The organism is Sinorhizobium sp. P24N7 (assembly GCF_042436655.1).
GTDB lineage: Bacteria > Pseudomonadota > Alphaproteobacteria > Rhizobiales > Rhizobiaceae > Sinorhizobium > Sinorhizobium meliloti_A.
In genome coordinates, this window is record NZ_JBHMIW010000033.1 from 1 (window position 1) to 23,266 (window position 23,266).

Below are 23,266 nucleotides of genomic sequence, written 5' to 3' on the forward strand. Positions count from 1 at the left end.
ACGCTCTTTGACGTATCCATGCCAATTCGGATAATCTGCTCCACGGACGGTCTCCCTCGATTGATATCTTAACGACTCACTCTGGCACATTGCGATGCCGTTGGGAGCCGTCCACCCCAACAGTGCTTGTCACGGAGATCCAGCGGCGTCGCGTCTGCGGCGCGGGAAACGTTCTTTCAGCCCAAGGACTTGGTCTGGCTGGATTCCTGTGACAAGCACAGGAATGAGGGACCGAGATGGAAGGTTACGTCTACATTCTCGCATCGAAGCGAAGCGGTACGCTGTACGCGGGCGTGACCCGGAACCTGCCGTGCCGCCTCGCTATCTTCACGGTTTATGAAACGCGCCGAGAGGTCGCACCCTCTCTACCTCATCCCTGTGACGAGCACAGGGATGAGGCGATCAAACAAGCGGCGGCGCATGGCCTGAGTCTCAACAGGCCTTAGTTTGTCTGCGCGCAGTGGCGTCAGCTATAGGGTGAATAGCACTGGCGCCGCGGACCGTTATAGGGCTGGAATGTATTGTCCCAGGCTCTATACGAGCGATAGCGCGAGTAGCACCATTCGACATGTGCATTGCCGCCGCCGTAATACCTCGGAGCCGCATATCTCGGCTGGCTCAGCACGCCTCCGACGATCGCGCCGGCTGCCAGGCCGCCAAAGAACGCGCCGAGATCGTCGTCGTCATCGCGATAATAGCGACGGTGGTGGTAACGGTTCCCGTAATAGCGATTTCCACGATAGTGATGCCTATCGCCACGCCAGCGCCCCCGTCCCATACGCGGGCAGCCAACACCCGGGCAACGCGCCCTGTCGGGAAACTGCGCCAACTGCACGTCGGCAGCCTGCGTCTTCGGTGCCGGAACGATCGGAAATGCCTCTGCGGGCGGAACGCTGCTGATGGCCGTGGCCAGCGACAGGGCAACAATTGCTAAGGTCTTCATTGGCCTCACCATTTCCTCTCAGGAGAAAGTAATCCCTTCAAAGGGAAAATGGCCGAAATCGTATTTTGTGCCGGACGCCGCCGAAGGATCACGATGATGTGATCCTCTCTCGGCAGAGCTACCGCGGGGACCGGCAGTCGGGCGCGACCGTCCGGTTTGCCCCCGGCAGCTCCGGTTCAAGGCAAACGGCGTCCCAACCTCAAATCCGCAACGATGTCCGTATCCTGTCCCAGCCGCGATTTATAAACCTGGTAGTTCTCCATCACCCGCTGGACATAGTTGCGCGTCTCCTCGAAGGGGATGCGCTCGATCCAGTCCACGACCTCGTCGATGGGCTTTCCGCGTGGATCGCCATAGCGGGCGAGCCACTCAGGAACACGACGCGGGCCGGCATTATAGGCGATGAAGGTGAGGATGTAGGAACCGCCGAAGCTGTCGATCTGTTCGCCGAGGTAATGGGCACCAAGCGTCGCATTATAGCCGACGTCGCTCGTCAGGCGGTCCTTCGAATAGGCGAGGCCATAGCGGCTGGCGACGGCCTTGGCCGTGCCGGGAAGGAGTTGCAGGAGCCCCCGGGCATTCGCCACCGAAACAGCGGCCGGGTTGAAAGCGCTTTCCTGCCGGGCGATGGCATAGGCGAGCGCCTTGCCTGCCCCGTCGATATCGGCGCTCGGCGGAATGACCCCGATCGGAAAGGCAAGGGCAGCCACCTCGATGCCGCGCCCGAAGGCGATCTTGCCGATCTGCAGCGAGAGTTGGTGATTGCCCGCCTTCTCGGCCCGCTCCGCCAGGATCGCAAGTTCGCCGGGGCTGGTCAGTTCCTCGGCAAGCGCCCGATAAAGACTGTCGGCGCGCCAGCCATGGCCGGCAGCTTCGAGCCGGCCGATCGCCGTAACGGCTTCGCGCCCTTCCAGCCGGATGCGGTCTTGCTCCGTCGGCGAGGGATAGCTCATATCGAGTTTCGCCTGGCCGAGGCGTGCGGCGGCGAGTTGCCCGTAGAAGGTGGCCGGGTAGCGCGCCGCATTGGTGAAATACGCGCGCGCGTCGCCGGGGCCGCCCGCTTCGGCGGCGCGCCCCAGCCAATACCAGGCGCGCGAGCCGGAGATCGGCCGGCTCGATGCCTCGAGGATCCTGCGAAAGTGACGCGCCGCCGTCTCGGGTTCCTCGAGGCCGCGAAGCGCATACCAGCCCGCGTGGAATTCCGCGTCGACGCGGTTCGTGGCGCGCCTTGCCGCATGGTTGGCGGCGATGCGGTAGGCGCCGCGGAAGTCGCCGGCGTCGAGCAAGCCGCGGCTGACGATACGTTGCTCGACCCACCATTCTCCGGGATTGACGAGGGCGCCGTCGTCCTTCGGCATCTGGTCGAGAAGCCGGGCCGCCTCGGCGTATTTCTGCTGCTTGCGTAAATGCTCGATGCGGATGAAGAGGTAGGAAGGCCTGCTGCGCCAGGAAGCGTCCACCGCTTCGATGAGCGAGGCAGCGTTGCTGCCGCCGCGGGTCACCGCGGCCCAGGCGCGGAACAGCGATTGCGCCTTGCCGAGATCGCTGAACCGCTCGGCCTGGTCTATGCGGGCGCGGTAGAGAAGCATTTCCATCCGCTGCCTGTGATCTTCCGTCGTCAAAAGATCGGAAAACTCGGAAAGGATCTTCGTTTCAGTGTCCTTGTCCAGGGCTTCGCTCAGCCAGAATGCGCGCAGGTGCGTGGCGGCCGCCGAGCTCTGCCCCAGCGCTGCAAGTGCGCGTGCAAGGATGATCGCCCCTTCAGCCGTCTCGGGCCGGGTGGTGCCGAAGGCGGCGACCACATCGGCGGCGGGAGCGTTCTCGCGGTAAAGCGCCCGTTCCGAATGCGAGCGCAGCGACTTCAGGCCCGGCCAGCCCTGGAGTTCCCGCTGCGCCTCGGCAATGTCATAGGAGGGAATGCCCCTCTGTCCGGACACCGCGATCGCCCAGGCCAGGATATGGCGGTCGAGCGTTCCTGCCGGCATGCGGTCGCGAACGGCGATCGCCTTTTCCGGCTGCCGATCGGAGAGGGCATCGAGACCGCTTTTCAGATTGGCGCCGAGGATAGATGAGGGTTCGCCGGCTGCGATGCTGCCGATCTTGCCGGCAGCATCCGGCTTGCTCGTCGGTACCGGAATCCGGCCCTCGGTTGCGTCGGCCGAAAAAGCCAGCATCCCCGCACCGATCATGGCGGCGGCCGGCAGGAAAATTGTTCGCCGCATCACGAGCCCCGTGGTCCCCCATCCCTCGACTTCATTGCCGCTCCATTACAGCCAATCGATCGGCGAAAACCCAGCCATATCTGTCGGACTGCTGACCGGCCGGCGCATGCGTGATCCCCGAAACCCGGCGGCCCATTGCGGTCCCGCCCACGGGCGGCGTTTGCGCGGAAACGAAAGCGAAATGCATCCTCTCAGCGCTTGCCGCAGACACGTCACATGATTATGGTGCGGCAGTTTTTTAACCGTCGATTGCGGCCAAAGCGTGAGCGTATTCTACGCCCTCGGTCGTCAGGAGTTGTGCATGTTCAAGGGTTCCATTCCCGCACTCGTAACGCCGTTCACCGCCGCCGGCTCGGTTGATGCGGATAGTTTCGTCGCGCATGTGGAGTGGCAGATAAAAGAGGGCAGCCACGGCCTCGTGCCGGTGGGCACCACGGGTGAATCTCCGACGCTTTCCCACGATGAGCATAAGAAGGTCGTGGAACTGTGCGTAGAGGCGTCGGCGCGGCGCGTACCGGTTATCGCCGGTGCCGGGTCCAATAACACGATCGAAGCGATCGAGCTTGCGCAGCATGCGGAAAAGGCCGGTGCGGACGCGATCCTCGTCGTCACGCCCTATTATAACAAGCCGACGCAGAAGGGCCTTTTCGCCCACTACGCGGCGATCGCCGAAAGCGTGAAGCTGCCGATCGTGATCTATAACATTCCGGGCCGTTCCGTCGTGGACATGAGCGTCGAGACCATGGCGGCGCTGGCGAAGGCCCACCCCACGATCATCGGCGTGAAGGATGCGACCGGAAAGATCGAGAGGGTCTCCGAGCAGCGCATAGGCTGCGGCAAGGCTTTCGTGCAGCTTTCGGGAGAGGATGCGACCGCCCTCGGCTTCAATGCGCATGGCGGCGTCGGCTGCATCTCCGTCACCGCCAATGTCGCTCCGCGCCTGTGCGCCGAATTCCAGGAGGCAACCCTTGCCGGCAACTATGCCAAGGCCTTGGAGCTTCAAGACAAATTGATGCCGCTGCACAAGGCCATCTTCCTTGAGCCGGGCGTCTGCGGCGCCAAATATGCGTTGAACCGTCTCGGGCGGATGAGCTTTACTGTCCGCTCGCCGTTGCTGTCGGCGCTTGAGCCGGCCACGGCGTCGGCTATCGACGCGGCGCTCAGGCATGCAGGGCTGATGAACTGATGGCACCGAAAGGCAGCGAACGCACGGTCAAGAAGGTTGTCGCGGAAAATCGCAAGGCCCGCTTCAACTACGAGATCGTCGACACCTACGAGGCCGGTCTGGTCCTGACCGGCACGGAGGTCAAGTCGTTGCGCGAGGGAAAGGCCAATATCGCGGAGTCATACGCGACCGACGAAGGCGGCGAGATCTGGCTCATCAACTCCTACCTGCCCGAATATCTGCAGGCCAACCGCTTCAATCACGAGACGCGCCGCCGCCGCAAATTGCTCCTGTCGAAGAGGGAAGTGAACCGTCTGCAGGGTGCGGTCAACCGCGAGGGAATGTCGCTGATACCGCTCCGGATATACTTCAATGAGCGAGGCAGGGCGAAGCTGGAACTGGCGCTCGGCAAGGGCAAGAAGCTGCACGACAAGCGAGAGACCTCCAAGGAACGCGATTGGAACCGGCAGAAGAACAGGCTCCTCAAGGAGCGCGGCTGAGCCCCGTCGATCTCTGGGTATTTGCTCTTTATCCGGCAGAAGAGATCACAATGATCTCAAGTCGGGTCGACCTGAACCACGAAGGCGATCGATTGCAATGAGTTGGAGCGGGATGCCGGCGGATACCGCGTCTGCGGCGCGGAGAAGCCATTTTCAGCCAAGGCTTGGTCTGGCCGGATCCCTGTGACAAGCACAGGGATAAGGACAAACCCCGACAGGCTTTAAAGCTCGACGTCGTCGGCGACCGGCTCGACAGGGCGCTGAACGCGTTCGGACGGTTCGCGGCCGATCTCTCCTCTGAGCGTCGCGAGATCGATGAAGTGGTCGGCCTGACGGCGCAGGTCGTCGGCAATCATCGGCGGCTGCGTCGACATGGTCGAGACCACGGAAACCTTTCGGCCCTTGCGCTGCAATGCTTCGACCAGGGTCGTGAAATCACCGTCTCCGGAGAAGATCACCAGGTGGTCGACCGATTCGGACTGCTCCATGGCGTCGATCGCCAGCTCGATGTCCATATTCCCTTTGATCTTGCGGCGTCCGAGGGAATCGGTGAACTCCTTGGCGGGCTTTGTCACGACCTTATAGCCGTTATAGTCCAGCCAATCGATCAGCGGGCGGATCGACGAATATTCCTGGTCCTCGATGAGTGCGGTGTAGTAGTAGGCCCTGAGCAGGTAGCCGCGCTTCTGGAAGGCCTTGAGCAGCTTGCGGTAATCGATGTCGAAGCCGAGGCTCTTCGACGCGGCGTAGAGGTTGGCGCCATCGATGAAAAGAGCGATTTTCTCGCGAGGATCGAACATCGTTACTTCCTTTTTCCGTACCCTGCACAGTGACCGGACCAACCCCGCGGAGCGTCACGCTTACAATTGGCGGATTAAATTAAAGCTCACTTATCTGCAAATAATGTGGTCATGCCAACGCATTATTCCAACTAGGGCGCGGCGCCTATAGCTAGTTTTAGCAGTTGCTGCAGTTCGTCCACATTTTCAATCTATAATTGTTGCTGGATACGTATTCGAAATTATCACGAAATACAGGCGATGTCTGTGACCCTATGGGAGCGTTCCACAGACGTGGCATTTTATCATGCTCCGGGCAATGACGTGAGCCGGATGCAGGAAAAACTTGAACTTATGCCGTTTTGATTGTATCGGACGCCTAATTCCAGAAATCGGAGCTGATGGAGCCGCATGTCAGCGGACGTTCCGGTTTCGCGTCGTTAAACCTGCCGCGGCAATGCCGCCGCATCTCTTGAGTCGTAAAGGACAGGCCATGGCCCGCGTCACCGTCGAAGACTGCATCGACAAGGTCGAAAACCGTTTCGAACTCGTCCTTCTTGCCAGCCACCGCGCACGCCTGGTTTCCCAGGGTGCCCCGATTACGGTCGACCGCGACAACGACAAGAATCCGGTCGTTGCACTGCGCGAGATCGCCGATGAAACCCTGTCGCCCGGCGACCTGAAGGAGGACCTGATCCACTCGCTGCAGAAGCATGTGGAAGTGGACGAGCCGGAACCCGATCCGGCATCGCTCGCCCAGACGGAAGCAGCGCCTGCCTTCGCTGAGGCCGCCGAAGAGGAAGACCAGCCGGAAGCGCTGACCTTCGACCGCATGTCCGAAGAAGAACTGCTGGCCGGCATCGAAGGCCTCGTTCCTCCGGAAAAGAGCGACGACTACTGAGATTCGTTCCGGAACAACGTTCCGACGTGTTATCGAAGCAGTGCGCCACTCATATGATTGGCGCACTTTTTTATTTGCCTGATTTCACGGAGCCGCTAGCGGATGATGCGCCAATACGAGCTCGTTGAGCGCGTGCAAAAATACAAGCCCGACGTCAACGAGGCGCTGCTGAACAAGGCCTATGTCTACGCCATGCAGAAGCACGGGCAGCAGAAGCGGGCAAGCGGCGATCCTTACATCTCCCATCCCCTGGAAGTGGCGGCGATCCTGACCGAGATGCATCTGGACGAATCCACGATCGCCGTCGCGCTGCTGCACGACACGATCGAGGATACGACCGCGACGCGGCAGGAGATCGACGATCTCTTCGGCGAGGATATCGGCGCCTTGGTCGAAGGCCTCACCAAGATCAAGAAGCTCGACCTCGTGACCAAGAAGGCCAAGCAGGCGGAAAATCTTCGGAAGCTGCTGCTCGCCATTTCGGACGACGTTCGCGTGCTCCTGGTCAAACTTGCCGATCGCCTCCACAATATGCGCACCCTCGACCACATGTCGGCCGAAAAGCGCGCGCGCATCTCCGAGGAGACGATGGACATCTATGCGCCCCTGGCAGGGCGCATGGGCATGCAGGACATGCGCGAGGAGCTGGAGAACCTGTCCTTCCGGCACATCAATCCGGAGGCTTACGAGACCGTTACCAGGCGCCTCCAGGAGCTCTCCGAGCGCAATGAGGGGCTGATCAAGAAGATCGAGGAGGAACTGAGCGAGCTCCTTCAGGCCGAGGGGCTTACGGAATCACAGGTGAGGGGGCGCCAGAAGAAGCCCTATTCGGTTTTCCGCAAGATGCAGTCGAAATCGCTCTCCTTCGAGCAGCTCTCGGATGTCTGGGGCTTTCGCATCATCGTCAACGACATTCCGTCCTGCTATCGCGCGCTCGGTATCGTGCACACCCGCTGGCGTGTCGTGCCGGGACGCTTCAAGGACTACATCTCGACCCCGAAACAGAACGACTATCAATCGATTCATACGACGATCATCGGCCCGTCGCGCCAGCGCATCGAACTGCAGATACGCACGAAGCGCATGCATGAGATCGCCGAATACGGTATCGCGGCCCACGCACTCTACAAGGATCGCGACACCGTTTCCGGTGACCTGACGCGCACTCCGACATCGAATGCCTATTCCTGGCTGCGCCGCACGATCGAATCGCTCGCCGAGGGCGACAATCCGGAGGAGTTTCTCGAGCACACCAAGCTCGAGCTCTTCCAGGATCAGGTCTTCTGCTTCACACCGAAGGGGCAACTGATAGCGCTGCCGCGCGGCGCCACCCCGATCGACTTTGCCTATGCCGTGCATACGAATATCGGCGACACCTGCGTCGGGGCCAAGATCAACGGTCGCATCATGCCGCTGGTGACGCGGCTCAACAACGGTGACGAGGTGGAGATCATCCGCTCGGGTATTCAGGTGCCGCCGCCGGCCTGGGAAGAGATCGTCGTCACGGGCAAGGCGCGGGCCGCCATCCGCCGCGCGACGCGCGCCGCCATCCGCAAGCAATATGCCGGCCTCGGCTATCGCATCCTCGAACGCACCTTCGAACGGGCGGGCAAGACCTTTTCGCGCGAGGCTTTGAAGCCGGTGCTGCACCGGCTCGGACAGAAGGACGTCGAGGACGCCATCGCCGCGGTCGGGCGCGGCGAACTCTCCTCGCTCGACGTTCTGCGCGCGGTGTTTCCCGATCATCAGGACGAGCGCGTGACCGTGAAGCCCAGCGCCGACGACGGCTGGTTCAACATGCGCAGCGCCGCGGGCATGATCTTCAAGCTGCCGGAGCGGTCGAAGGAAATGGCCGCCGCCGAGCAGGCGGAGGGGCCGGAAGCCCTGCCGATCCGTGGCCTCTCCGGCAATGCCGAGGTCCATTTCAGTCCTGCCGGCGCCGTTCCCGGCGATCGCATCGTCGGCATCATGGACAAGGATAAAGGCATCACCATCTATCCGATCCAGTCGCCGATCCTGCAGAAGTTCGATGAAGAGCCCGAGCGCTGGATCGACGTTCGTTGGGATCTCGACGAGGCGAACAACAGCCGTTTCATGGCGAGGATTGCGGTCAGCGCCCTGAACGAGCCCGGCACGCTGGCAGAGGTCGCACAGGCCATCGCGACCACCGACGTCAATATCCGTTCGCTTTCCATGGGGCGCGTCGCTGCGGACTTCAGCGAATTGCAGTTCGATCTCGAGGTCTGGGACCTGCGTCAGCTTAACCATCTGATGGCGCAGCTCAAGGAGCTGCCGAGCATATCCATGGTCAAGCGCCTCTTCGAGTAGCCGGTTTCCGTGCAATCTGCCTCAGAAATAAGCATCTCGTAACAATGATGAGCCGCGCCATGCATTCATTGCATGGCTGCCGACGCTTCGCGGGACTGGTGGTGGTTCGGCTGGTGAACTATCTTTCGCATCGGGAGGTGAACGAAAGGGGTTTGCCATGTTCAAGCAGTTGAAGAAAATCACCCGTGCCCTGCACATTCCGAGCATCGAAGAGCGCGAGACCGCCTATCTGAATGGCTCCGTCGACCGGATCGACCTGGAATACCGTCAGCGTCAGATCGACCGCGGCCTTTTCCGGAAGGGCTTCTGATCGCGAATGCGGCGCGCCCGAAAGGCGCGCCACGGCTGCTGCGCCCGGCGGTAGCCTGAGCTATGCGTTTTACGAATGGCTCTCTTGCCTTATCTCTCAGTCTGACGCCTTACGACGCTGCGTGTCCTGCGGCTGTAGCGCTTTGATCTGCCGCACGCCTCAGTCTTCAAGGATTGAAGGAAACATGCAGCAGCTTGCACACGGCGTGTGCGGCGCCTATCTTGCGCCCATCGTAAGGCGGGCGGTCCGTCTTGCGCCGGCGGCGGTTTCGAATGCGATCATGACGGCATAATGTTATTCAGGCGCAGAAAACCGGTCACACTATCCGAGAGGCTTCGCGCTTTCTTCTGGCCGCGCAAGGGGCTGACGCGCGCTCCGCGCTACATTGCCCTTCGAATTCTCCGGCTGAACTCGTCTCCGCACTCGATCGCCGTCGGGGTGGCGGCGGGTGCTGCGTCGTCATTGACGCCGTTCTTCGGCCTGCATATCGTTCTCGCCGTCCTTCTGGCGTCGGCGTTTTCCGGGAATCTCATCGCAGCCGCGATCACGACGCTGCTCGCCAATCCCATCACGATACCGGTCATCCTGACGGCTTCCTACGAGGTCGGCACGATGCTCACGCAGCCGCAAGCCGCTCAGGTGATCGGCGGCCAAGAGATCATGCGGATGATCGAACATCTCGATTTTGCAAGCCTGTGGGGCCCGGTCTTCAAGCCGATGCTCATTGGCTCGCTCCCTCTTTCAGCGGCGGGCGCCTTGATATTCTACCCGTTTGCCTTTCAGACGGCCCGCCTCTTCCAGAAGCGGCGCCGGCAGGCCCGCGCGCACAAATTCGGACATCCGACATGATCATCGGCATCGGCAGCGATCTGATCGATATCAGGCGCATCGAAAACTCGCTCCAACGCTTCGGCGAGCGTTTCGTCAATCGGTGCTTCACCGATATCGAGATCGCCAAATCCGAGGGCCGCAAAAATCGTGCGGCCTCCTATGCCAAGCGTTTCGCCGCAAAGGAGGCCTGTTCCAAGGCACTGGGCACCGGCCTGGCTCAAGGCGTGTTCTGGAAAGATATGGGCGTCGTGAACCTGCCTGGCGGGAAGCCGACGATGCAGCTGACCGGTGGCGCGGCCGCGCGCCTTCAGGAATTGCTGCCGGTCGGCCACCGCGCCGCAATCCATCTGACCATCACCGACGACTTCCCGCTTGCTCAAGCTTTCGTGATTATCGAGGCGCTCCCGGTTGCCCCCGCCGAGGGAACGGTTTAGAGCACTTGCCGAAGACCGGCCCGCGGTCGCTTGAAGCACGGCATTCCCGCGACATATAGCATCGAGTTGCGGGGCGGCGTGCGCTTGAGTTCGGGCGCAGACGAACGTTGAAGCGTTAGGCCCGGTGCCCCCGGGCAGGATGACAAGGAAGACTGAGCGTGGCAGAAAAGACAGAAGCGAAGCAGAGCGGTCTCTGGGAGAACGTCAAGGTCATCATCCAGGCGCTGCTCCTCGCCGTGGTCATCCGCACCGTCTTCTTTCAGCCCTTTACGATCCCTTCCGGCTCGATGATGCCGACGCTCCTTGTCGGCGACTATATCTTCGTCAACAAGTTCGCCTACGGCTATTCGAAATACTCGCTGCCCTTTTCGCCGGATCTTTTCAGCGGCAGGATTTTTGCGAGCGAACCGGAGCGGGGCGACATCGTGGTCTTCCGGTTCCCGCCCAATCCCGATATCGACTATATCAAGCGCCTCGTAGGCCTGCCGGGCGACCGCATCCAGGTCAGGAACAGCATTCTCTACGTCAACGACAAGCCGATCGAACGGGTGCCGGACGGCACGTTCCGCGCTGACGATCAGTACGACACGGGCGGCGACGTTCCTGTCTATCGCGAGACGATGGACAACGGCATGACTTACGACACGCTCGACCAGTTCCCCGATTCGCGCGGCGACAACACCCGTGAATTCATCGTCCCCGCAGGTCATTATTTCATGATGGGCGACAACCGGGACAACTCCGCCGACAGCCGTTTCGACGTCGGCTTCGTCCCGGCTGAAAACCTTGTCGGCCGGGCCAGCCTGATCTTCTTCTCGCTCGGCAACGACACCTCGTTCCGGCAGATCTGGAAATGGCCGGCGAACCTGCGTTACGATCGTTTATTCAAGGTCGTCCACTGATGAAGGGCCGCTCGTTGAACGGGGAGGACCGGGCGCGGCTCGAGGCCGCGATCGGTTACCGGTTCGCCGAGAAGGAACGTCTCGACCGGGCGCTGACGCATTCGAGCGCTCGCAGCGGCCGCGCGATCAACTATCAGCGGCTCGAATTCCTGGGTGACCGGGTGCTTGGGCTCTGCGTCGCGGAACTCCTGTTCCAGACCTTCACCGATGCCAACGAAGGCGAGCTCTCGGTGCGTCTGAACCAGCTCGTCAGCGCGGAGAGCTGCGCGAAGGTGGCGGATGAGCTCTCGCTGCACGAATTCATCCGCACCGGCTCGGATGTGAAGAAAATCACGGGCAAGCACATGATGAATGTGCGCGCCGATGTGGTAGAGTCGCTGATCGCCGCGATCTATCTCGATGGCGGCCTCGACGCGGCGCGACGTTTCGTGCTCGAGCATTGGACGCATCGAGCCGCAAGCGCAGACGGCGCCAGGCGGGACGCCAAGACGGAACTGCAGGAATGGGCGCACGCCAGATTCGGTGTCGCGCCGAAATACAGGACGGACGACCGTTCCGGGCCTGATCACGATCCGCGCTTTACCGTGACGGTGGAGGTCGACGGGATCGCGCCGGAGACGGGGGTCGATCGTTCCAAGCGTGGGGCCGAGCAGGTCGCCGCGATGAAATTGCTGGAACGCGAAGGTGTGTGGCAGAAGCGCTCTGCCGGAAATTGACGGATATCATGACGGATACTCAAAAGGATACGGCCGCCGGCGCAGTGCCGACGCGCTCGGGCTTCGTGGCGCTGATCGGGGCGACGAATGCCGGCAAGTCGACATTGGTCAATCGCCTTGTCGGCGCGAAAGTGTCGATCGTCAGCCACAAGGTGCAGACGACGCGGGCCATCATCCGCGGCATTGCGATCCACGGCAGCGCGCAGATCGTCTTCATGGACACGCCCGGCATCTTCAAGCCGCGGCGTCGGCTCGACCGCGCCATGGTCACCACGGCCTGGGGCGGAGCCAAGGACGCCGATCTGATCATGCTGCTGATCGACAGCGAGCGCGGGATCAAGGGTGACGCGGAGGCGATCCTCGAGGGCCTGAAGGAGGTACATCAGCCGAAGGTCCTCGTCCTCAACAAGGTCGATCAGGTTCGCCGCGAGGATTTGCTGAAGCTTGCGGCCGCTGCGAACGAAGTGGTCGCATTCGAGCGCACCTTCATGATCTCCGCGCTGACGGGTTCCGGCTGCGAAGACGTGATGGATTATCTCGCCGAGACGCTGCCGGAAGGTCCATGGTACTATCCCGAGGATCAGATCTCCGATCTGCCGATGCGCCAGCTGGCGGCCGAGATCACCCGCGAGAAGCTCTTCCTTCGTCTGCATCAGGAGCTTCCCTATGCATCTCACGTGGAAACGGAGAAATGGGAGGAACGCAAGGACGGTTCCGTGCGCATCGAACAGGTGATCTACGTGGAACGGGACAGCCAGAAGAAGATCGCCTTGGGCAAGGGCGGCGAGGCGATCAAAGCGATCTCGACCGCCGCGCGCAAGGAAATCTCCGAAATTCTCGAGCAGCCGGTGCACCTCTTCCTGTTCGTCAAGGTGCGCGAGAACTGGGGCGACGATCCGGAACGCTTCCGCGAAATGGGGCTCGACTTCCCGAAATAGCGGAAAGGACGTCAGACGCTCTTCAACGTCATGCGGCGTTCGAGCTCCGCAGCCGATCCACCAGCTCTTCCTGGAACGCCTTGGCGATGGCTGACTGATGCGGAACCGTGATCATGCGCATCCAACGGCCGAAAATGCAGCGAGAGCAGCAAAGGCGGCGGCCGCGAGAATCCATATGTCGACATCTGTTGACCCTTGCACGACGAAGATTGCGCGCTTCGGCTACTGTCGATTGGCCTGGTCGGTCGCTGCGCCGGGGCGCTTTCCGAGAAGGGGAGCGATTGTTTCGGCCCTGTTGGTCCAGACGTAGCCGGAGAAGCGCTCGGGAACGAAAGCGAGATCATCGGTGCTGTCGATGCCGGAGGTGAAATCGCCTCCGCTGTAAGGGCCAAGCAAGATGATTTCGCTGCCGGCGGCCTGCATGCGGGCCGCGAACCGGTCGGGCCAGCCCCACAGAAAACTTGCATAATTACTCGGCACGATGATCAGCGTATCGCGACAGGCGTCCGGTACGATGCCGGTCCAGCCATAGGCGGCATAGCGGCCAAGACAGGCGATCGTGGATTGTCGATCATAGCCTCTGAGCCCCGGAACCAGCCGGAGCGTTTCCTGCGTCGGAGCGGTGCCGCCATAGACGCCGAACACCTGTTTGCGCCATTCCGGGTGGAACCGGAGGAGGACCGCGAGGGTCGCTCCTTCCTCCCGCCGCTCGCTCTTGAAATTGATAAGGAAGCGGCCCTCGGGCAGGGCCTTGAAAACCTCCGTCAGCGTCGGCATCTGGCCAGCCCCCTGGCCGCGGAAGGGGAAGGACTTGCCGCCGTCGGCCGTATAGCCGTAGCCGATGTCCAGTGTCTTCAGCTCGGACATCGGAGTGTCCTGGGTGACGCCGCTCCCATTCGTCCGGCAGTCGAGCGTCCAGTCGTGAAACACGGCAAACTGGCGATCCGGTGTCAGGTGGACGTCGAGTTCGACGACGTCGGCGCCGCTCTCCATCGCGGCGCGCATCGAGGCAATCGTGTTTTCGAGATAGCTGTGGCGCGGCTTTTCGATGCGCTCGGCGGTACAGGTGTCGTTGTCGAGACCTTCCGAGGAAAAAACCTGGTGGATGCCGCGATGAGCGAGGATCTTTGCATTGCCGGAGGGAGGCGGCGCCAGAAGCGACGTGTTGAGAAGCCAGACGATGGCGACGACGATGAGCGCAACCACGGCGATCTTCTTCATCGTGTATCCTCCTCTCGCGACGGGCTTGCCGCGACAATGTGGCGTGACGATGTTACCGGTTGGTGTACGAGTGTTACAAGGACCGGCACCACTCTGTTACCGGGTCCGTGACCGGTCGGCCACCACTAAGCGCAGGTAGGCGCCCGGAAGCGGCCCCGCAACATCCGACGAGAGCTCGTTTCGAAGGGGCGAGAGCAATAGCCTCGATGCACCGGTTTGCGCCCGCTGACGGTCTTGTCCCAGTGCTTTCGAATTTGCTAAGCAAACAAATCTTTGAGGGGCCACAAAAAAGCCCCATTGAATAACCGCCGAACACAGCTAAGTTAATGGAAGTTCTGATGGATAGGAGCCCGATGGGCTGGCCTGACGAATTCCCGCAACTGGTCCTTGCTTGTTTCGCGAGGACTCGCCGGAAACCGTGAGGTCGCGCTCGAGCCGGTTTCTCGCCGCTTCCGGATGTGGCCGCCCGCCTCCAAGCTGCCGCATGTCTGCCCTGAAGCCGACCAGCCGCTCACCCGCTCCCCCTGTGAAGGAACCGATGGTTCGTTTAGGTCTGAGCTGAGGTAGGATATGAATGCGGGTTTGTTGAATCTACTTCGCCGGCTTGTCGAGAAAGGCAAGCTGACGGTCGTTTTCTCGTCGGGTGAAAAGGTGGTTCTGGGCGATGGTACGGGCAAGCCGGCGGCCATCCGTTTCGCTGATGCCGGAGCGGAAAAAGCCGTTCTTCACGATCCAGGGCTGAAATTCGGCGAAATGTACATGGACGGTCGCGTTCTCGTGGAGGAGGGCGATATTTTCGACGTGCTGGCCATCGTCAAGAGCAATGATCTCGACAAGGCGGCAACCTTCACCAATTCGATCGTCGCGCTGGGACACATCTTTCGCCAGCAGATGAAGAGCCGGCTGCCGGTAAACCGCAACCGCTACAACGTCGCCCACCATTACGATCTGGACGGCAAGCTCTTCAATCTCTTCCTTGACGAGGACTGGCAATATTCCTGTGCCTATTTCCATCCGCCGGGTATTTCGCTTGACGAGGCGCAACGCGCCAAGAAGCGGCACATAGCGGCAAAGCTGCTGCTCGAGCCCGGCCAGAAGGTACTGGAAGTGGGTTCCGGCTGGGGCGGCATGGCGATGTACCTCGCCGAGTCGTCGGGTGTGGAAGTCACGGGCATCACGCTCAGCGAAGAGCAGTTGAAGGTCTCGCGCGAACGCGCCGCAAGGCGCGGGCTTTCGGACCGGGTGCGTTTCGAGCTGCAGGACTATCGCACCATGCAGGGAAGGCAATTCGACCGCATCGTCTCCGTCGGCATGTTCGAACATGTCGGCATCGGCAATTACGGCAATTTCTTCCGCAAGATGAAAGAACTGCTGAAGCCGGACGGCGTGATGCTGCTGCATTCGATCGGGCAGATCTACAAACCCTGGGCGACCAACCCGTGGATCGAAAAGTATATCTTCCCCGGCGGCTACATTCCCGCCCTGTCGGAGGTATTGCCACGGGTCGAGAGCAACCGCCTGCTCGTCAAGGACATCGAGATTCTGCCGCTGCATTACGCCTGGACGCTCAGGGCCTGGCGCGAGCGTTTCCTGGCGCAGCGGGACGAGGCGGTCAGGCTTTATGACGAGCGCTTTTTCCGTATGTGGGAGTTCTATCTCGCCGCCTCGGAAACGGCCTTCCTCTACGACAAGCATTTTGTCTTCCAGCTCCAGCTCTCGCCGTCACTCGCGACAGTGCCGGTGTCGCGCGACTATATCGCCATCAAGGAGCGCGAATTGCTGGAATTTGAAAAGACCCGCGAACGGCTGGAACTCGTCGCGGTCTGAGGGGGCGGGCGAAAGCCTCCTCATCCGCCCCCACGACGGCACCGTCTCCTGATCTTCTGTGGAGTTCGCCCGGGCGGCCATCGGCCTTCACTTGGCCTTGATGGTCTGCGCCAGTATGGTCCGGCCGAAACAGGAAACGGAACGAGAGAATGGTCACGACCGCAAAGCCCATCGCCGCAATCATTGCCAGCGAAATCAAGGCGACCGCCGCCCAGGTCACAGCGGCAGTCGAATTGCTGGACGGCGGAGCGACGGTGCCTTTCATCGCGCGCTATCGCAAGGAGGTCACCGGCGGTCTCGACGACACGCAACTGCGCGTCCTGTCGGAGCGGCTTACCTATCTGCGCGAGCTTGAAGCGCGACGGGCGTCGATTGTCGATTCGATCCGCGGCCAGGGCAAGATGACCGACGAGCTCGAAGGCAAGATCGCCGGCGCGGTTACCAAGGCGGAACTCGAAGACATTTACCTGCCCTATAAGCCGAAGCGCCGCACCAAGGCGGAAATCGCACGCGAACGTGGGCTGGGTGCACTGGCCGAAGCAATTCTTTCCGATCGCTCGATCGCGCCGGCCGAACGCGCGGCCGCCTTCCTCACCGCCGATGTGCCGGACGTCAAGACCGCACTCGATGGCGCCCGCGATATCATCGCCGAGGCCATGACCGAGAACGCCGACCTTCTCGGGCGGTTGCGGAACTATATGCGGGAGGCAGCCTTCCTGCGCGCTCGGGTCGTGGACGGCAAGCAGGAGTCCGGCGCCAAATTCTCGGACTATTTCGACCACTCCGAGCGCTGGGCGACGGTGGCCGGGCACCGCGCATTGGCGATGCTGCGCGGTTGGAACGAAGAGGTCCTCTCGGTCGATATCGTGGTCGATCAGGAGGCCGCGCCTTCGCACAGGCCGACCGAGCGGATGATCGCGGCGACCTACAATGTTGGCGATCGGTTGCCCGGCGACAGATGGCTGCTGGAGGTCATCGGCTGGACATGGCGAGTCAAGCTTTCGCTTTCGCTGTCGCTGGACCTGATGCGCGAGCTGCGCGAGCGTGCGGAAGAAGAGGCAATCCGCGTCTTCGCACGCAATCTCAAGGACCTGCTGCTCGCGGCGCCCGCGGGCTCGCGCGCGACCATGGGCCTCGATCCCGGGATCCGCACCGGCGTCAAGGTCGCGGTGGTCGACGGCACAGGCAAGCTGCTCGACACCGCCACGGTCTATCCCTTTCCGCCGAAGAACGACATTCGCGGGGCCCAGGCAGAGCTTGCGGCGCTCGTGCGCAAGCATAAGGTGGAACTGATTGCGATCGGCAACGGCACCGGTAGCCGTGAGACGGAGAAACTCGTCGCAGACATGCTCGCTGCCATGCCGGCGCCGAAGCCTACCAAGGTGATCGTGTCCGAAGCGGGTGCATCGGTCTATTCCGCTTCGGAGACGGCGGCTGCCGAGTTTCCGGGCCTCGACGTTTCCCTGCGGGGCGCCGTTTCGATCGCCCGCAGGCTGCAGGATCCGCTGGCCGAGCTCGTCAAGATCGAACCGAAATCGATCGGCGTCGGCCAGTACCAGCACGACGTCGATCAGTCGAAGCTCAGCCGCTCGCTCGACGCCGTTGTCGAGGATGCGGTAAACGCCGTCGGGGTCGATCTCAACACCGCCTCGGCGCCCCTCCTGGCGCGTGTCTCCGGACTGGGCAAGTCCTCGGCCGAGGCAATTGTCGCGCACCGCGATGCGATGGGGGCCTTCGCCAGCCGCCAGGAACTTTTGAAAGTGCCGCGTCTCGGCGCCCGCACCTTCGAGCAGTGCGCCGGCTTTCTGCGGATACCGAACGGTTCCGAGCCGCTCGACGCGTCTGCGGTGCATCCGGAGGCCTATGGCGTTGCCAAGAAGATCGTTGCAGTCTGCGGGCGGGACGTGCGCTCGCTGATGGCAGACAGCGCCGAGCTGAAAAAACTCGATCCGCGCATTTTCGTCGACGAGCGCTTCGGCCTGCCGACGGTCAAGGACATCCTGGCCGAACTCGAGAAACCGGGTCGCGATCCGCGCCCGAGCTTCAAGACGGCCACCTTCGCGGAAGGCGTGGACGACATCAAGGATCTGAAAGTCGGAATGCGGCTCGAGGGCACGGTGACCAATGTCGCAGCGTTCGGCGCCTTCGTCGATATCGGCGTGCACCAGGACGGCCTCGTCCACGTTTCGCAATTGGCCGACCGCTTCGTCAAGGATCCGCATGAGGTCGTCAAGGCGGGTGACGTCGTGCAGGTCCGCGTCACGGAGGTCGACGTCGCGCGCAAGCGCATCGGGCTCTCCATGCGAAAGGAAGGTAGCGCCGATACGCCCCGCGAGCCGAGAGGGGCGACACCGAAGGGCGGGAACCGGGGCGGGACGGCTCGGTCGCAAACACCGCAGGAGCCGGCGCAGGGCGCGTTCGGTGCGGCGCTGATGGCGGCGATGAAGAAAAAATGAGAGCGTTCGATGGAACGGCCCGCATGGAAGGATCGTTACCCGAGCATCGATGCTCGTGTGATGGCTGAGGTTGCGTTCGATAATTTAGCCAACTGAGATGTAACCCGCCTCCGTCACACTTTTCAGATGGCGACATTGCTCCGTCTCGTGAAGGTGTCGACCATCGAATGCCGGTATACGGCGGAACAGGTCAGCGGAAATCCTCTTCCGCCGGGGCTTCCCGGCTAAAGGAGGTGCGTCATGGTACGCAATGTGGTCCGCGGCCTTTCTCTTGCCGTCCTTCTGACGGCCGCAGTGACAGCCTACCCCCATGCGGCAGACTCACAGGCCGTTGTGAATTGCGCTGAGCGTTCGCAGGTCATCGAGCTGCTGGCTCGACAATATCAAGAAAAGCAGGCCGCGTTCGGGCAGATCAATCCGCAAGCGGTGATGGAACTCTATGCGGCCGACGGCGGCAGTTGGACTTTGATCGTGACCGATGTTTCCGGCCGCAGCTGCGTCTTCCTTGCCGGAAAAAGCTGGGAACAGGTCATCCAGGTCGGCCCGAAGGCCTGACCGCCAGCCTCCTGCGCGAGACGCGCAGAGGGAAGCCCGTGCAGCTTCCCTCTGCTGACCATTGAATGCGACGGTGCGGTGCCGGTCAGTCCGGCCTGCCGATGCTCGCATAGCGGAAGCCGTGCCTTGCGACCTCGTCCTTGCGATAGATGTTGCGCAGATCGACGAGCAGGGGTGTCTTCATGGCGGATTTCAAACGGTCGAAATCCAGCGCCCGGAATTCGTTCCATTCCGTGATAATCACCAGAGCGTCCGCCTCGGCCGCCGCTTCATAGGGATCGCTCGCGCAGTCCAGGCCCTCTATCAGCTTGCGCGCGTTTTCCATTCCTTCCGGGTCGTAGCCGGTGACGCGGGCGCCTGCGTCCTGCAACGCCTGAACGACCGCGATCGCAGGGCTGTCGCGCATGTCGTCGGTATTCGGCTTGAAGGTCAGGCCGAGGACTGCAATCTTGGAGCCGCGGATATCGCCGCCGGCCGCCGCGATCACCTTGCGTCCCATCGCCCGCTTGCGGTTGTCGTTGACGGCGACCGTGGTTTCGACGAGCCGCACGGGGGTGTCGTGGTCCTGCGCGGTTTTAACCAGCGCCAATGTGTCCTTGGGGAAGCAGGAGCCGCCATATCCCGGCCCGGCATGCAGGAACTTCGACCCGATGCGGCCGTCCAGCCCGATGCCGCGGGCGACGTCCTGCACATTGGCACCGACTTTCTCGCAGAGATCGGCAATCTCGTTGATGAAGGTAATCTTCATCGCCAGGAAGGCGTTGCCGGCATATTTGATCAGTTCCGACGTGCGGCGTGTCGTGAATACGAGCGGCGACTGATTGAGATAGAGCGGCCGATAGACCTCCGTCATTACCTCTCGCGCGCGACCGTCACTGCCGTCGACCCCGATCACGATCCTGTCGGGCCGTTTGAAGTCCTCGATCGCGGCGCCTTCCCGCAGGAATTCCGGGTTGGAGACGACGGTGACGTCAGCCGCAGGGTTGGTTTCGCGGATGATGCGCTCGACCTCGTCTCCGGTACCGACCGGAACCGTGGACTTGGTCACCACGACGGTAAAGCCCTGAAGGTTGGCAGCGATTTCGCGTGCAGCTGCGTAAACATAGGAAAGATCCGCATGTCCGTCACCGCGCCGCGACGGCGTTCCGACGGCAATGAAAACGACGTCGCTGGCGGCCACGGCGGTCTTGAGATCATCGGTGAAATTCAGGCGCCCGGACGCGACGTTGCTGGCGACGAGATGGTCCAGCCCGGGTTCGAAGATGGGAATCTGACCCTTCTTCAGCGCCGAGATCTTGCCTTCGTCCTTGTCGACGCAGACGACGTCATGGCCGAAATCCGCAAAGCAAACACCGGAAACAAGGCCGACATAGCCGGCACCGATCATCGTGATTTTCATCCGCTTTTCCTTTGATTGTTCTTGAGAACGCTGATCAATTAAGTTTTATCTAATAAAAGGATGTCATCGAGAAAAAAGTAAAGAAAAACCAAATTGCAATTGCGTGCGGAAGCATGCGCTTCGCACAAATATCGTTTGTTTTACCATCAGACGGTCGTGGGTGCACGGCGATAATTCTGTTCATACCACTCGACGAAGCGCGCAACGCCTTCCTCGACCGAAACGGATGGCTTGAACCCGGTCAGGGCTTCGAGCAGGTCCGGCGAAGCGAAGGTGCGCGGTACGTCGCCCTGCTGCATCGGCAGCATGTTGCGGACCGCCGGACGCCCCACAGCCTTCTCGACCGTTTCGACGAAGGTCATCAACTCTACCGGCTGGCCACCGCCGGTATTGACGACGCGGAACGGCGCATGGCGCGAAAGCGTGTCCGTGGCCTTTTCCGGTGCCACCCGGTTCTCCTCCGAAGGCGCAATATGCGACAGCCGGACGATGCTTTCGACGAGATCGTCGATATAGGTGAAGTCCCGGCTCATCCGGCCCTGGCCATAAATGTCGATCGGCCGGCCGTTGTCTATGGCGTCGACGAATTTGAAGAGCGCCATGTCCGGCCGCCCCCAGGGGCCGTAAACGGTGAAGAAGCGGAAGGCGGTGGTCGGCACCTTGTAGAGATGCGCATAGCTGTGCGCCATCAACTCCATCGACTTCTTCGTCGCGGCATAGAGCGTCATGGGTTCGTCGGCCCGGTCCGCTTCGGCAAACGGGATCTTCTCGTTGGCGCCGTAGATCGAAGAGGTGGAGGCGAGCATCAGGTGCTTCGGTGCGATCGCCTTGGCGAGCTCGAGCATGTTCCACGACCCGACGAGATTTGCGTCCACATAGGCTTTCGGGTTTTCGAGGCTGTAGCGGACGCCTGCCTGGGCGGCGAGGTGGATGATGACTTCCGGCTCGGCAAGCTCCGCCGCGCGGTCCAGTGCGGCCCTGTCCTCGAGCATGGCCGTCACCGCCTTGAAGCCGTTGGAGCGCTGAAGGATCGCGTGTCGGCGCTCTTTCAGCGTCACGTCGTAATAGGGCGTCATGCCGTCGAATCCGACGACGAAATGCCCCTCGTCGATCAGTCGTTTTGCAACATGAAAACCGATGAATCCTGCAGTGCCGGTGATGAGGTAACGCATGACGATTTCCCCCAGTTTGCCCCACTCCACAGTTCATACGCAGAAAGCTGGCCGATGAAAAGTCAATTCCGTCAACCGCGGGGCTCGTCGAGCTCACGTTGGAGGGCTGTCAGAACGGACATTGCGTGGCCGGCATACTGACTGATCCAACGATCGTGAATGGCACGGATGGGCAAGGCGTTCAGGTGGTTCCACCGCTCGCGGCCCTCGCGCCTGGCGAGAACGAGATCGGCCTCCTCCAGAACCTTCAGGTGCTGCATCACCGTGCAGCGATCCAGGTTCGGGAAGAGCTCGCAGAGCATGCCCGTCGTTTGCGGTTTCTCCTTCAGCGCGTCGAGCATCCGTCGCCGCAAGCCGTTCGCCAGCGCTTTGAAAACCGCATCGTCTTTCGAATCGTTTGACATGTTATGTTTTTATAACATATTATCCACTGATACAATCGTGAGGAGGACGTCATGGCATTCGAATTTCGTGTGAATGGACGTATTGCCCGTCCCGTCGAGCAGGTCTTCGACGCGGTGGTAAACCCGGATCAGCTCAGCCGCTATTTCGTAACGCTCGGCGGCATCAGCGGACCGCTGGTTGCCGGCACCACCGTGACGTGGTGGGGCGAGGTTCCCATCAAGGTCGAGGCAGTGGAGCCTAACGAGCGGATCGTCTTTTGCTGGGATGCCATGACCGGTGAGGGCGAGTCTCCCTACCAGACGCGGGTTGAAATGCGCTTTCAGTCGCTCGACGACGGCGCCACCATGGTGACGATCGCCGAGAGCGGCTGGCGGGAAAACGAACAGGGGCAGAAGAGCTCCTATCTCAATTGCGAGGGCTGGTCGCAGATGCTCGCCTGCATGAAGGCTTGGGTCGAATACGGCATCAATTTGCGGGAGGGCTATTATGTGAGCGAACTCTCCGGCAAGCCGGCACTCGAGCCGCAACTGTAGGAGGGGGCGATGTCCACCGAAATCAAGGGCGGTATCAACATCGCCATGAAAGTTCCGAGCCATCAATACGAAGCGGTGATCGCCTTCTACCGCGACGTCGTCGGTCTCACGCCTTTCGACGAAAAGGCACCGGCGAAAGGCTTCGTTCTCGGCCCCAATCGTTTGTGGATAGACGAAGCGCCGCATTACAGCCAGGCGGAAATATGGCTGGAACTCTTTACCGAAGATCACGAGGCAGCCCTCGATCGTCTCGCAGCGCACAAGGTCGTGCGCTGCGACCAGGTCGAGGAATTGGGCGAGGGCTTCCGCGGCGGATGGATCATGAACCCCGCCAATATCGTGCACCTCGTGCGCGAGCCGGATGCCTGGTAAGCGAGTGAGAGCATTTCAACGTGTTTCATGGAAACACTGAAATGCTCTAAGCATTTGATCCAACGCGCTTCCGGGCGGAAAACCGTTACACACTTTGCCTGGAAGTGCTCCAAGACCTGTTGAGATTCGGGCCACCCGCGGCGGCTTGTTTGATTTCCTCATTCCTGTGCTTGTCACAGGAATCCAGCCAGACCAAGTCCTTGGGCTGAAAGAACTCTTCCCGCGCCGCGGACGCGGCGCTGCTCTCATCCCTGTGACGAGCACTGTTGGGGTGGACGGCTCCCAACGGCATCGCAATGTGCCAGAGTGAGTCGTTAAGATATCAATCGAGGGAGACCGTCCGTGGAGCAGATTATC

At 61.4% G+C, this 23,266-nt stretch carries 22 protein-coding genes and 1 pseudogene; 16 read left to right on the top strand and 7 right to left on the bottom strand.

Going from position 1 to position 23,266, the window contains the following annotated elements; genetic code table 11:
- Positions 1-236 precede the first annotated feature (236 nt).
- Positions 237-317, top strand: a pseudogene (locus tag ACFHWW_RS33430) (GIY-YIG nuclease family protein); the annotation flags it as partial.
- Between the two features lie 149 nt (positions 318-466).
- Here the strand turns inward: ACFHWW_RS33430 and ACFHWW_RS33435 are convergent.
- Both ACFHWW_RS33435 and ACFHWW_RS33440 read right to left on the bottom strand, forming a co-directional pair.
- Positions 467-955: a BA14K family protein gene (locus ACFHWW_RS33435; RefSeq protein WP_379943621.1), complete on the bottom strand. Its 489-nt coding sequence runs from the start codon at positions 953-955 to the stop codon at positions 467-469.
- 164 nt (positions 956-1,119) lie between these two features.
- Complete coding sequence (locus ACFHWW_RS33440) at positions 1,120-3,165, bottom strand: transglycosylase SLT domain-containing protein (protein WP_379943623.1); 2,046 nt, start codon at positions 3,163-3,165, stop codon at positions 1,120-1,122.
- A 301-nt stretch (positions 3,166-3,466) separates the two neighbouring features.
- Between ACFHWW_RS33440 and dapA the strand changes: the two genes are divergently transcribed.
- Both dapA and smpB read left to right on the top strand, forming a co-directional pair.
- Positions 3,467-4,351, top strand: coding sequence for a 4-hydroxy-tetrahydrodipicolinate synthase (gene dapA, locus ACFHWW_RS33445; RefSeq protein ID WP_018094592.1), 885 nt, complete (start codon positions 3,467-3,469; stop codon positions 4,349-4,351).
- Complete coding sequence (gene smpB, locus ACFHWW_RS33450) at positions 4,351-4,830, top strand: SsrA-binding protein SmpB (RefSeq protein WP_003527297.1); 480 nt, start codon at positions 4,351-4,353, stop codon at positions 4,828-4,830. Before dapA ends, smpB begins: the two co-directional genes overlap by 1 nt.
- Before the next feature lie 221 nt (positions 4,831-5,051).
- On the opposite strand, the gene ACFHWW_RS33455 is transcribed toward smpB, so the two are convergent.
- Positions 5,052-5,630 carry an NYN domain-containing protein gene (locus ACFHWW_RS33455; protein WP_003527296.1) on the bottom strand — a complete coding sequence of 193 codons (579 nt, stop codon included), beginning with the start codon at positions 5,628-5,630 and terminating at the stop codon, positions 5,052-5,054.
- A 472-nt stretch (positions 5,631-6,102) separates the two neighbouring features.
- Between ACFHWW_RS33455 and rpoZ the strand changes: the two genes are divergently transcribed.
- The 8 genes from rpoZ (at position 6,103) to era (ending at position 12,969) form a co-directional block, all read left to right on the top strand.
- Positions 6,103-6,510 carry a DNA-directed RNA polymerase subunit omega gene (gene rpoZ / locus ACFHWW_RS33460; protein WP_018094594.1) on the top strand — a complete coding sequence of 136 codons (408 nt, stop codon included), beginning with the start codon at positions 6,103-6,105 and terminating at the stop codon, positions 6,508-6,510.
- A gap of 102 nt (positions 6,511-6,612) precedes the next feature.
- Positions 6,613-8,838 carry a bifunctional (p)ppGpp synthetase/guanosine-3',5'-bis(diphosphate) 3'-pyrophosphohydrolase gene (locus ACFHWW_RS33465; protein ID WP_018094595.1) on the top strand — a complete coding sequence of 742 codons (2,226 nt, stop codon included), beginning with the start codon at positions 6,613-6,615 and terminating at the stop codon, positions 8,836-8,838.
- A 157-nt stretch (positions 8,839-8,995) separates the two neighbouring features.
- Positions 8,996-9,148 carry a DUF3563 family protein gene (locus ACFHWW_RS33470; protein WP_018094596.1) on the top strand — a complete coding sequence of 51 codons (153 nt, stop codon included), beginning with the start codon at positions 8,996-8,998 and terminating at the stop codon, positions 9,146-9,148.
- A gap of 291 nt (positions 9,149-9,439) precedes the next feature.
- Positions 9,440-9,997, top strand: coding sequence for a DUF2062 domain-containing protein (locus ACFHWW_RS33475; RefSeq protein ID WP_275596553.1), 558 nt, complete (start codon positions 9,440-9,442; stop codon positions 9,995-9,997).
- Entirely contained in the window at positions 9,994-10,413 is a 420-nt protein-coding gene (gene acpS, locus ACFHWW_RS33480; RefSeq protein ID WP_018094597.1) for a holo-ACP synthase, read from the top strand. Before ACFHWW_RS33475 ends, acpS begins: the two co-directional genes overlap by 4 nt.
- 158 nt (positions 10,414-10,571) lie before the next feature.
- On the top strand, positions 10,572-11,315 hold the full coding sequence (gene lepB, locus ACFHWW_RS33485; protein WP_324763126.1) for a signal peptidase I: 744 nt from the start codon (positions 10,572-10,574) through the stop codon (positions 11,313-11,315).
- On the top strand, positions 11,315-12,031 hold the full coding sequence (gene rnc, locus ACFHWW_RS33490) for a ribonuclease III (protein WP_018094599.1): 717 nt from the start codon (positions 11,315-11,317) through the stop codon (positions 12,029-12,031). Before lepB ends, rnc begins: the two co-directional genes overlap by 1 nt.
- A gap of 8 nt (positions 12,032-12,039) precedes the next feature.
- Entirely contained in the window at positions 12,040-12,969 is a 930-nt protein-coding gene (gene era, locus ACFHWW_RS33495) for a GTPase Era (protein ID WP_026168570.1), read from the top strand.
- 222 nt (positions 12,970-13,191) lie between these two features.
- Here era and ACFHWW_RS33500 read toward each other — a convergent pair whose 3' ends face one another.
- Positions 13,192-14,190 (bottom strand): glycerophosphodiester phosphodiesterase family protein, encoded by a 999-nt coding sequence (locus tag ACFHWW_RS33500; protein WP_100672054.1) that lies wholly within the window; start codon positions 14,188-14,190, stop codon positions 13,192-13,194.
- Between the two features lie 570 nt (positions 14,191-14,760).
- On the opposite strand from ACFHWW_RS33500, the gene cfa2 reads away from it, so the two are divergent.
- The 3 genes from cfa2 (at position 14,761) to ACFHWW_RS33515 (ending at position 19,028) form a co-directional block, all read left to right on the top strand.
- Positions 14,761-16,017, top strand: a complete 1,257-nt coding sequence (gene cfa2, locus ACFHWW_RS33505; protein WP_275596549.1) for a cyclopropane-fatty-acyl-phospholipid synthase — start codon at positions 14,761-14,763, stop codon at positions 16,015-16,017.
- Positions 16,018-16,166: 149 nt separating this feature from the next.
- Positions 16,167-18,473, top strand: coding sequence for a Tex family protein (locus tag ACFHWW_RS33510; RefSeq protein ID WP_379943629.1), 2,307 nt, complete (start codon positions 16,167-16,169; stop codon positions 18,471-18,473).
- 240 nt (positions 18,474-18,713) lie between these two features.
- Complete coding sequence (locus tag ACFHWW_RS33515; RefSeq protein ID WP_100672057.1) at positions 18,714-19,028, top strand: hypothetical protein; 315 nt, start codon at positions 18,714-18,716, stop codon at positions 19,026-19,028.
- 85 nt (positions 19,029-19,113) lie between these two features.
- On the opposite strand, the gene rkpK is transcribed toward ACFHWW_RS33515, so the two are convergent.
- The 3 genes from rkpK to ACFHWW_RS33530 form a co-directional block, all read right to left on the bottom strand.
- Positions 19,114-20,427, bottom strand: a complete 1,314-nt coding sequence (gene rkpK, locus ACFHWW_RS33520) for a UDP-glucose 6-dehydrogenase (protein ID WP_018094607.1) — start codon at positions 20,425-20,427, stop codon at positions 19,114-19,116.
- A 146-nt stretch (positions 20,428-20,573) separates the two neighbouring features.
- The gene (locus ACFHWW_RS33525) at positions 20,574-21,599 is read right to left on the bottom strand and encodes an NAD-dependent epimerase (RefSeq protein WP_379943632.1); all 1,026 of its coding nucleotides are present in this window, start codon (positions 21,597-21,599) and stop codon (positions 20,574-20,576) included.
- Positions 21,600-21,670: 71 nt separating this feature from the next.
- Positions 21,671-22,003, bottom strand: a complete 333-nt coding sequence (locus tag ACFHWW_RS33530; protein ID WP_379943634.1) for an ArsR/SmtB family transcription factor — start codon at positions 22,001-22,003, stop codon at positions 21,671-21,673.
- Positions 22,004-22,054: 51 nt separating this feature from the next.
- Between ACFHWW_RS33530 and ACFHWW_RS33535 the strand changes: the two genes are divergently transcribed.
- Both ACFHWW_RS33535 and ACFHWW_RS33540 read left to right on the top strand, forming a co-directional pair.
- On the top strand, positions 22,055-22,537 hold the full coding sequence (locus ACFHWW_RS33535; RefSeq protein WP_018094610.1) for an SRPBCC domain-containing protein: 483 nt from the start codon (positions 22,055-22,057) through the stop codon (positions 22,535-22,537).
- Between the two features lie 9 nt (positions 22,538-22,546).
- The gene (locus ACFHWW_RS33540) at positions 22,547-22,909 is read left to right on the top strand and encodes a hypothetical protein (RefSeq protein WP_379943636.1); all 363 of its coding nucleotides are present in this window, start codon (positions 22,547-22,549) and stop codon (positions 22,907-22,909) included.
- Positions 22,910-23,266: the final 357 nt, after the last annotated feature.